This is a genomic window from Pseudomonas sp. A6 (genome assembly GCF_052367875.1).
Taxonomy (GTDB): Bacteria; Pseudomonadota; Gammaproteobacteria; order Pseudomonadales; family Pseudomonadaceae; genus Pseudomonas; species Pseudomonas citronellolis.
Genome location: NZ_CP198970.1, coordinates 3,528,220 through 3,536,675, shown reverse-complemented (window position 1 = coordinate 3,536,675; position 8,456 = coordinate 3,528,220). Strand labels below are relative to the sequence as shown.

General features: G+C 66.2%; 10 protein-coding genes. 5 read left to right on the top strand and 5 right to left on the bottom strand.

What is annotated here, in order from left to right:
• Nucleotides 1-152: 152 nt before the first annotated feature.
• Nucleotides 153-653 (bottom strand): thiol peroxidase, encoded by a 501-nt coding sequence (tpx, locus tag ACTWJ5_RS15910; protein ID WP_009621821.1) that lies wholly within the window; start codon nucleotides 651-653, stop codon nucleotides 153-155.
• 1,351 nt (nucleotides 654-2,004) lie between these two features.
• On the opposite strand from tpx, the gene ACTWJ5_RS15905 reads away from it, so the two are divergent.
• On the top strand, nucleotides 2,005-2,484 hold the full coding sequence (locus ACTWJ5_RS15905) for a thermonuclease family protein (protein WP_444439448.1): 480 nt from the start codon (nucleotides 2,005-2,007) through the stop codon (nucleotides 2,482-2,484).
• Between the two features lie 51 nt (nucleotides 2,485-2,535).
• On the opposite strand, the gene ACTWJ5_RS15900 is transcribed toward ACTWJ5_RS15905, so the two are convergent.
• The gene (locus ACTWJ5_RS15900; RefSeq protein ID WP_009621819.1) at nucleotides 2,536-3,144 is read right to left on the bottom strand and encodes an FMN-dependent NADH-azoreductase; all 609 of its coding nucleotides are present in this window, start codon (nucleotides 3,142-3,144) and stop codon (nucleotides 2,536-2,538) included.
• Nucleotides 3,145-3,258: 114 nt separating this feature from the next.
• On the opposite strand from ACTWJ5_RS15900, the gene ACTWJ5_RS15895 reads away from it, so the two are divergent.
• Complete coding sequence (locus ACTWJ5_RS15895) at nucleotides 3,259-4,164, top strand: LysR substrate-binding domain-containing protein (RefSeq protein ID WP_074980911.1); 906 nt, start codon at nucleotides 3,259-3,261, stop codon at nucleotides 4,162-4,164.
• Between the two features lie 6 nt (nucleotides 4,165-4,170).
• Here the strand turns inward: ACTWJ5_RS15895 and ACTWJ5_RS15890 are convergent, their stop codons facing one another.
• The 3 genes from ACTWJ5_RS15890 to ACTWJ5_RS15880 all read right to left on the bottom strand — a co-directional run bounded on the left by ACTWJ5_RS15890 (nucleotide 4,171) and on the right by ACTWJ5_RS15880 (nucleotide 6,265).
• The gene (locus tag ACTWJ5_RS15890; RefSeq protein WP_181926013.1) at nucleotides 4,171-4,857 is read right to left on the bottom strand and encodes a DUF1294 domain-containing protein; all 687 of its coding nucleotides are present in this window, start codon (nucleotides 4,855-4,857) and stop codon (nucleotides 4,171-4,173) included.
• A 16-nt stretch (nucleotides 4,858-4,873) separates the two neighbouring features.
• On the bottom strand, nucleotides 4,874-5,704 hold the full coding sequence (locus ACTWJ5_RS15885) for an undecaprenyl-diphosphate phosphatase (RefSeq protein ID WP_064583130.1): 831 nt from the start codon (nucleotides 5,702-5,704) through the stop codon (nucleotides 4,874-4,876).
• 213 nt (nucleotides 5,705-5,917) lie between these two features.
• The gene (locus tag ACTWJ5_RS15880) at nucleotides 5,918-6,265 is read right to left on the bottom strand and encodes a hypothetical protein (RefSeq protein ID WP_135499776.1); all 348 of its coding nucleotides are present in this window, start codon (nucleotides 6,263-6,265) and stop codon (nucleotides 5,918-5,920) included.
• A 47-nt stretch (nucleotides 6,266-6,312) separates the two neighbouring features.
• On the opposite strand from ACTWJ5_RS15880, the gene ACTWJ5_RS15875 reads away from it, so the two are divergent.
• Genes ACTWJ5_RS15875 through ACTWJ5_RS15865 form a run of 3 tightly spaced genes read left to right on the top strand, consistent with a single transcriptional unit; the run spans nucleotide 6,313 to nucleotide 8,411 of the window.
• Complete coding sequence (locus ACTWJ5_RS15875) at nucleotides 6,313-6,759, top strand: hypothetical protein (protein WP_074980913.1); 447 nt, start codon at nucleotides 6,313-6,315, stop codon at nucleotides 6,757-6,759.
• A 1-nt stretch (nucleotide 6,760) separates the two neighbouring features.
• A complete protein-coding gene (locus tag ACTWJ5_RS15870) occupies nucleotides 6,761-7,336 on the top strand; it encodes an adhesin (RefSeq protein ID WP_116424435.1) in 576 nt (191 codons plus the stop codon).
• A 52-nt stretch (nucleotides 7,337-7,388) separates the two neighbouring features.
• Nucleotides 7,389-8,411, top strand: coding sequence for a heme utilization protein (locus ACTWJ5_RS15865; protein WP_256515223.1), 1,023 nt, complete (start codon nucleotides 7,389-7,391; stop codon nucleotides 8,409-8,411).
• Nucleotides 8,412-8,456 lie beyond the last annotated feature (45 nt).

Sequence of the window (8,456 nt, the reverse complement as noted above, 5' to 3'; positions counted from 1 at the left end):
TACGGCGCCTGGGCGAGGTTGCGCCGCAACTGTTCACACAGCAGCAGGGCCTGGGCTGCTGCTCCCTGCACAGCGCCAAAAACGAAGATGCCGCCCGGCCATTGGGCGGGGCGGCATCCGGGGCCTGCGGCAGCCGGGGCTGCGGCGGGCGATCAGCTCAGCGCGGCGACGGCGGCGGCGTAGTCGGGCTCGTCGGCGATCTCACCGACCAGTTGGCTGTGCAGCACCTGGTCGTTCTCGTCCAGCACCACCACGGCACGGGCGGCCAGGCCGGCCAGCGGGCCGCTGGCGATGGCCACGCCGTAGTTGGCCAGGAAGTCGGCGCCACGCATGGTCGACAGGTTAACCACGTTCTCCAGGCCTTCGGCGCCGCAGAAGCGCTTCTGGGCGAACGGCAGGTCGGCGGAGATGCACAGCACCACGGTGTTGGCCAGTTTGCTGGCCTCGACGTTGAACTTGCGCACGGAGGTGGCGCAGGTGGGGGTGTCGACGCTGGGGAAGATGTTCAGCACCTTGCGCTTGCCGGCGAAGTTCTCCAGGGTCACGTCGGCCAGGTCGCCGCCGACCAGCTTGAAGGCCGGGGCCTTTTCGCCTTTCTGCGGCAGTTTGCCGTCGACGTTGATCGGGGAGCCCTTGAGGGTGACTTGAGCCATTGCGGTATTCCTTCTATCGAGGGGATGGCCCCGCCGGAGAGGCCGGCGGGGCCGGGGATTTCGGGGCCGGGCGTCATCCTAGCATGAACTTGTCCGAGCGAATCTGTCGGGAATGACTTACGCGAGGTTGAATGACTTACGCAAGGTTGTAGGAGCGAGCTTGCTCGCGAACCTTGGTCCTGCGCTCCCAACCTAACCCGTCATTCCCGCGAACGCGGGAACCCAATTGCCTTGGCTTGGGTGTTTCTGCGCCGCACCGAGTCTGCAGAGATTTCTCGTTTCGCCCCCTCGGGCGAGTCCCTTTTGTCAAACGGTGGAAGGCCACCCCCGCAAAAAGGAACCAAAAAGGCTTGCCCCGCATACGGGCCCGATGGAGCCGGGCTACCCTCACGAATTCCCCCGCCACGGAGGCCCGCCCCGAGGGTACGTCCCTGTAGCCCGCGGGGCTCTCGCGACATCCATGTCGCATGACCTCCTGAGCGGGGGTTTCGCTCGGCCTTCTGAAGGGGCGTTTCGGAGTGCGCGGATGTTTCTCTGGAAATCCAGGAGCCAAAGCCAGAGCAAACGCGCTTTTGCTCTTCGTAGGAGCGAGCTTGCTCGCGAACCCCGCAGTCTCTGGGTTCCCGCGTTCGCGGGAATGACGATGGTTAGGCGTCCCAGGATGACTCAGGATTCTCCCCCCACTCCGAACAGCCCCCTCTCCCTTCAGGGCGGGGCGCGCAGCCGAGGGTTGGGGAGCGGGCGCTCTTGAACCCAGCACCTACACCACCGGGAAACCCCATTCGCGAGCAAGCTCGCTCCTACAGTTCCATGAAGGGCATCGGCGCTCCGGCCAACGGCGTATAACCGCGAACGGTTATACGCCCTACGAACCTGCCGGCTAACACTGTGTCATCCCCCCACGCCAAACGGCCCCCTCTGCCTCTGGGAGAGGGCTGGGGTGAGGGGACGGACTCCGCCCCCACACCTCTGCCAACCCTGACTCCACTCCCCCTCCCTAACCCTCCCCCGCAAGCGAGAGAGGGAACCGTTCGGCATGAAGCGCAATCACCAGGCTCCCTGAACCACAATGCGCAAACCGCAGGCGAACGGCTCCAGGAAAGCACGGTCGTAGGAGCAACTATCTTGCGGGCCGCACCGGGGCGCTCTTCGTAGGATGGGTTGAGCTTGCGAAACCCATGCGGTTGCGCTGATGGGTATCGCTTCGCTCAACACCATCCTACGAAAAGCCATGCTCACTCATGCGGTAGGAGCGGACTCTGTCCGCGATCGCCCCACCAGCCGCACCGGACCATCCGACGACACAACCCCCTTGCGACGCTATCCTGCAACGACACCCTCAGGAGACTCCATGCGACTGCTTTATCCCGCCCTGCTCCTCGCCCTCGCCCTCGCCCTCCCCGCCCTCGCCCAGACCGACGGCCCCTGCCAGGTCACCGCCGTTGTCAGCGGCGATCGCCTGACCTGCCGCCTGGCCGAGCGCAGCGTCGATGTGCGTCTGCGCGGCATCGAAGCACCCAGGGCCGGCGAACCCTATGCCCAGGCTTCGCTGGACAACCTGCGGCGCCTGGCCGAAGGCCGCAACGCCACCCTGGTGTTGCCGCGCGAGGAAGCCGCCGGTGCGCTCAGCGCTGCGGTATGGGTGGAGCCCGCGGACTGTCCGGGTTGCGGGCATACCCTGGATGTCGGCCGCGCGCAGCTCGCCGTGGGCATGGCGCGCTGGCGGGTGGACGATCCCCAGGGCGAGGAAGAGCGCGCCCAGTACAACTTCGAGGAACAGGAGGCGAAGGCGCGCAAGGTCGGCCTGTGGCGGCCGGCGCGCACGCCCTGAAAGCACGAAGCCCCGGCACTGCCGGGGCTTCGTCGCTCTACTCGCAGCGAATCAGGCGCTGGCGAAGGCCGAGGCGATCTCCGCGCGGGCGCCCTTGATGGCGTTGGCGCGCGGTTCCTCGCCGTAGGCCAGGCCCTCGGCGCGGATCACTTCGATGTCGGTGATGCCGAGGAAGCCCAGCACCAGCTTCAGGTAGTCCTCGTGGGCGGCGCCGCTCGGCTGGCCGGCGTGCAGGCCGCCGGCGGTGGAGACGATGATCACCTTCTTGCCGCCAGCCAGGCCCTGCGGGCCGTTCTCGGTGTAGCGGAAGGTCTTGCCGGCCACGGCGATGCGGTCGATCCAGGCCTTCAGCTGGCTGGGCACGGTGAAGTTGTACATGGGCGCGCCGATGACGATGGCGTCGGCGGCGAGGAATTCCTCGATGCTGTTCTCGCCCAGGGCGGCTTCGTGCTTCTGCGCGGCGTCGCGCAGTTCCGCCGGGGTGCCGGCGGCGACCAGGCTGGCGGCGGACAGGTGGCTGATGGCGTCGGCGGCCAGGTCACGGTAGGTCACCTGTACGCCCGGCTCGGCGGCGGCCCAGGCCTGGACCACTTCCTGGCTGAGCTGGCGGGAGGCGGAGGCGTCGCCGAGGATGCTGGAATCGATGTGCAGAAGTTTCATGGGGTGGCTCCTGTGAATGGGGGTAGAAAGCGATGGGACGGATGCTACGCATGTAGCCAATGAGCGATAAGTCGGCAAAAATGCGATGAATCGTCCCACCAGCAGGACAATCCCATGCAGGACCTCAACGATCTCTTCTATTTCGCCAAGGTGGTGGAAGCCGGTGGCTTCGCCGCCGCGGGCCGCGAACTGGGGCTGCCGAAGTCGCGGTTGTCGCGGCGCATCGCCGAACTGGAGGCGCGCCTGAACGCGCGCCTGCTGCAGCGCACCACGCGCAAGCTGGCGCTCACCGACATCGGTGAGCGCTACTACCGGCACTGCCAGGCGATGCTGGTGGAGGCGGAGATGGCCGACGAGGTGGTCGCCCAGCTCAGCGCCGAGCCCCGCGGGCGGGTGCGCCTGTCCTGCCCGGTGGCGATGGCCGAGACGTCGCTCAACGCCATGCTGCCGGGCTTTCTCGCCAGCTATCCGCAGGTCAACCTGGAGCTGCTGCTGACCAACAGGCGCGTCGACCTGGTCAACGAAGGCGTGGACGTGGCGCTGCGCGTGCGCGCCCCCGGCGACGAGGACCCGTCGCTGGTCACCCGCCGCCTGCGCCCGGCCGCGGCAGTGCTGGTGGCCACACCGGAGCTGCTGCGCGGCCGCCGGTTGCAGGGCCCGGACGACCTGGCCGGGCTGCCGGTGCTGGGCGCCATCGGCAACGACCGCAAGGTGCACCTGCAGTTGCACGGCCCCGGCGGCGAAGTCCGCGAACTGGCCCTGGAGGCGCGCCTGGCCGCGGAAGACTTCAACCTGCGCAAGAACGTGGCGCTGGCCGGCCTGGGTATCACCACCCTGCCCCTCTATTACTGCCTGGAAGAACTGGCCAGCGGCCAACTGGTGCGGGTGCTGCCCGACTGGCAGGAACCGGCGGCCTTTCTCCAGGCGGTGTACCCGCACCGGCGCGGGCTGCTGCCGGCGGTACGGGCGCTGATCGATTACCTGGCCGAGGGCTTCGGCCGCAGCGACGAACCGCTATAAGGCGGCTCAGAACGCCGGCAGTACCCGCGCCAGCAGCACACCACCGAACAGGCGGTCCAGCCAGAACACCTGGTGCAGCAGCACTATCGCCCAGAACACCAACTGGTAGCTGGGCTTGCGCGTCTTGTGGCGCAGCAGGCGCTGGGCCAGGAAGGCGCCTGGCCAGCCGCCCAGCAGTTCCAGCAGGTGCAGGGTCTGTTCCGGCGTGCGCCAGGCGCCCTGCTCGGCGCTGCGTTTGTCGCGCCAGTAGGCGAAGAAGGCGACCAGGCTGAACAGCGGGTAGGCCAGCAGCCACCAGGGCGCGGCGCCGGCGAGCAGCAGGCGGCCGGCGCCGACCGCAGGCAACAGCAGCAAGGCGGCGAGCCAGCCCAGCGCCCTGCCCCAGCCGTTCGGCCGGGACGGCTCGGCGATCTGCCGGCCGCTGCGGACCTTGGCGCGGGTGGCAGGCGCCGCCGGCTTGCGGCGGATCTCGGGCAGGTCCACGGCCAGCCCGGCTAGGCGCGCATGTTCGGCGCGCGGGCGGCCCTGGCGATCGGAACCTGCGACGAAGCGCACCGCATCGCCGGCCTGGGGCCGGCGGTCGCCGCGGAATGCCGAGATGTGCAGGAAGAGTTCCTCGCCGCCGGCGCGCGGGCGGATGAAACCGAAGCCCTTGTCGTCGTCCCAGCGGCTGATGACGCCGTCCTTTTCCATGTTCATCCGCGCGGCCTCAGGGAGCGGCGCTGCTCCAGTCGATCAGGCTGAACTGCCAGGTCGCCAGGATCAGCAGGCCGAAGCCGATGCGGTACCAGGCGAACATCGCGTAGCTGTGGTTGGCGATGAACTTCAGCAGCCCGCGCACGGCGATCATGGCGAAGATGAAGGAGGTGACGAAGCCCACGGCGAACACCGGCAGGTCGCTGGGCTGGAACAGGTCGCGGTACTTGTAGCCGGAATAGACGGCGGCGCCGACCATGGTCGGCATGGCCAGGAAGAAGGAGAACTCCGTGGCCGCCTTGCGCGACAGGCCGAACAGCAGGCCGCCGATGATGGTGGCGCCGGAGCGCGAGGTGCCGGGGACCAGCGCCAGGCACTGGGCGCAGCCGACCTTCAGGGCGTCCTTCCAGGTCATGTCGTCGACGCTCTCGGCGCGGATGCGGTGCTCGCGCTTCTCGGCCCAGAGCATGACCACCCCGCCGACCACCAGCGCCGCCGCCACCGTGATGGGGTTGAACAGGTAATGGTGGATCAGGTCGGCGAAGGCCACGCCCAGCACCACGGCGGGGAAGAAGGCGACCAGCAGGTTGACGGTGAAACGCTGTGCGCGAGGCTGGCTGGGCAGGCCGCAGATGACCTCGAGGATCTTGCCGCGGAACTCCCAGACCACCGCCAGGATGGCGGCCAGCTGGATGATGATGTTGAAAGCCTGTGCCCGCTCACCGACGAACCCCAGCAGGTCGGCGACTATGATCTGGTGTCCGGTGCTGGACACCGGCAGGAACTCGGTCAGCCCCTCGACCACTCCCAGGACGAACGCCTGAAAGGCACTCCAAAACTCCATACTGCTTCCCCCGAAGGCGCATTTCTTTTCGTGTTCTTCTGTTTTTCCGTGCAACCGTCGAGCACCCGCTGTGGGGCCCGACGAAAGGCTGGGCATGCTACTGCATTGCGCTGCCGCGGGTCAGTGTGTAACGAAAATTTCTCGCATCCACGCCATCCAGCGTCCGGCCATGGCCGCAAGCAGGCGGTGGGATGAGACACCCGGCCCTGGCGATCATTCCCTTAACACTTCCATTCCCGTCGCTAAGCCCTTGAAATAAAACGTGCACATTCGTACCAAAAGCAGGCTTTCCTGGCCATCATGTATCACCTCTGAAACAGCCGCAGGCCGCCAAGCCTCAGGAATGACGCAGACATCGATGGCATCACGGAAAACTGTTTCAGCGCTGATACGCCTATACGCAAAGCCCCATTCCAGAGCACTTGCCCCACTTTTGGTGGGGATGGCCACCCGCCCTTCTGTCTCAACGGCGAAACAGGTTTCTCTCAGGGGTTTCTGACAGTCATTCGTAAGCCCATGAATTTCAAGCGATAAGCAAAAGCGGCACGGCTTCTGCTCCATCCCGGTACTGCTGTTTAGGGCACAGCGCACCAGAAGGGATCGCCATCATGGGGAACATCGACTCAAGGATCGTCGGACTGCTCGCCTCCCTCGCCTGCATGACCGCTGCTGCGTTGCCGTCAACGGTTCAAGCGGGTGACGGCACCATCGTCATCCAGCGCACCGTACAACCACGGGTCGCCACCCGCCCGACCATGGTGCCCGATCCGAATCCGATCACCGTCAATCCGAACATCTCCGCCCAGATCAATCGCCAGGTCGGCAACGCCGAGCTGGATGACGCCGAGTTCGCCCGCGTCACCAGCGGTTCGAGCCTGTCCCAGCGGATTCTCCCGGGCGGCAACCTGGTGGGCATGGACAACGGCGCCAACCAGACGCTGCAGTCCGGCAGCCTGGGTGGCGGCGGCGGCAGTGGCGCCGGCATCTCCAACTCGGTCAATCGCACCGTGCAGCAAGGCCTGTCGCCGCTGCGCATGCTGACGGGAGATCGCTGACATGAAAGCACGCCTGACCCTTCTCGCCCTGCTCTGCTGCACCAGCGCCTTCGCCGCCGACCCGCAGCTGGTGAACAACGCCAGCATCGACAACGCCGGGCGCAGCTACAACGGCGTGGCCAGCGTCAACCAGGCCGCCGGCGACGAGCAGCAACAGGCCAACGGCCGCGCCATCGCCATCGGCACCAGCGGCGGCGCCAGCACCCAGTTCCATCAGACCGTCATCACCACCGCCGACCCGAGCCAGGCCGCCAAGGCCTCGATCACCGGCAACTCATTCTCCAACGGCAGCGGCGCCCTGGGCGTGAACCAGGCCGCCGGTACCGCCAACCAACAGGTCAACGCCATGAGCATCAGCGTCACCGCGGTGCCTCAGAGCGTCGACGACAACGTGCTGTCCCAGCAGAACATCACGTTGTCCCAGAACTCCGGCCCAGCCGGTTCCACCATGGGCAGTCGGCAGGTCGTCACCAGCGACCAGGCATTCGCCGGCAGCCGGGGGGTGGTCCAGGTGAGCCAGAGTGCCGGTATCGGCAATCGCATTGCCAATACCTTGAGCATCCGGGTCGCAGATTGACCCACGCCAACAACCAGAAACACTAAGCACACTAAATGCAAGGAGATACACCATGAAACCTACAATGGCCCTCAAGCCTCTGGTTTTCGCTGTCACGGCAGTCATGGCTGTAAGTGTTTACGCAGGCAATGATCGCGGCCCCCGTCACGGCCATGATCACGACAACCACCATGGCCAACAGCAGTACGATCCGTACAAGGATCCGCGGATTCCGGCCGGTGCCAGCGCTACCGTCATCGATAGCCAGTCCAGCTACAGCAACAACGTCATCAACCAGGGGACCAAGAACACCGCAGGTGTCAGCAACTCCCTGGGCGGCGCTTCGGGCAACGTCGGGGCCAACGTCGCCGCTGGCGACATGAACCAGCAGGCCAATGCCGCTGCGCTGGCCACCGCGGATGAACACTTCATCTTCGGTTCCGCCTATGCGGCCACCTCGGTGACCCAGACCAACACCAGCAACACTGCCTGGAACTTCTCCACCGCCAACAACGCCGCTCTGAACAGCTCGGCCAACGGCGCCTCGGGCAACGTCGGCATCAACATCGCCGCCGGCAACTACAACCAACAGAAAAACGACATGGCCGCCGCCGTTTCCGGTGGGCGCCTGGCCGGTGCCAGCAGCGGCGCCAGCCAGACCTCCAGCGGCAACAACGTAGCCAACCTGGGCATCGCCACCTTCGACACCAAGACCCTCAAGTCCAGCTTCTACGCTCATGGCACCTACCAGGGCCATGGCTCGGGCGTAGTGCTGGATGACCCGGAAAAAGGTGGTCATCACGGCGGCTATGACAACAAAGGCAAGGGCCACGACAAGGTGGACAAGGATCCGCTGTACTTCAGCGAGTCGGGCACCATCGATCTGCGTGGCCAGGCTACCTATCAGGTCCTGGTTCCCACCGGCTGGAAGGACCCGGTCGTGAACAACGCCTCCATCAACAACTCGCTCAACGGCGTGTCGGGTAACGTAGGTGTGAACGTTGCTGCCGGCGTCGGCAACCAACAGAGCAACTCGCTGTCCATCGCCGCCGGTTGCCAGGCTTGCGTAAGCACTGGCGCAGTCACTGGCTTCTAAGCGACACCGTGCTGTACCTGGAGGCTCCGGCAACGGAGCCTCCCC

Coding starts and splice junctions, on each gene's coding strand:
- tpx (WP_009621821.1), bottom strand. CDS start 653: ATGGCTCAAGTCACCCTCAAGGGCTCCCCGATCAACGTCGACGGCAAA.
- ACTWJ5_RS15905 (WP_444439448.1), top strand. CDS start 2,005: ATGCGACTGCTTTATCCCGCCCTGCTCCTCGCCCTCGCCCTCGCCCTC.
- ACTWJ5_RS15900 (WP_009621819.1), bottom strand. CDS start 3,144: ATGAAACTTCTGCACATCGATTCCAGCATCCTCGGCGACGCCTCCGCC.
- ACTWJ5_RS15895 (WP_074980911.1), top strand. CDS start 3,259: ATGCAGGACCTCAACGATCTCTTCTATTTCGCCAAGGTGGTGGAAGCC.
- ACTWJ5_RS15890 (WP_181926013.1), bottom strand. CDS start 4,857: ATGGAAAAGGACGGCGTCATCAGCCGCTGGGACGACGACAAGGGCTTC.
- ACTWJ5_RS15885 (WP_064583130.1), bottom strand. CDS start 5,704: ATGGAGTTTTGGAGTGCCTTTCAGGCGTTCGTCCTGGGAGTGGTCGAG.
- ACTWJ5_RS15880 (WP_135499776.1), bottom strand. CDS start 6,265: ATGGAGCAGAAGCCGTGCCGCTTTTGCTTATCGCTTGAAATTCATGGG.
- ACTWJ5_RS15875 (WP_074980913.1), top strand. CDS start 6,313: ATGGGGAACATCGACTCAAGGATCGTCGGACTGCTCGCCTCCCTCGCC.
- ACTWJ5_RS15870 (WP_116424435.1), top strand. CDS start 6,761: ATGAAAGCACGCCTGACCCTTCTCGCCCTGCTCTGCTGCACCAGCGCC.
- ACTWJ5_RS15865 (WP_256515223.1), top strand. CDS start 7,389: ATGAAACCTACAATGGCCCTCAAGCCTCTGGTTTTCGCTGTCACGGCA.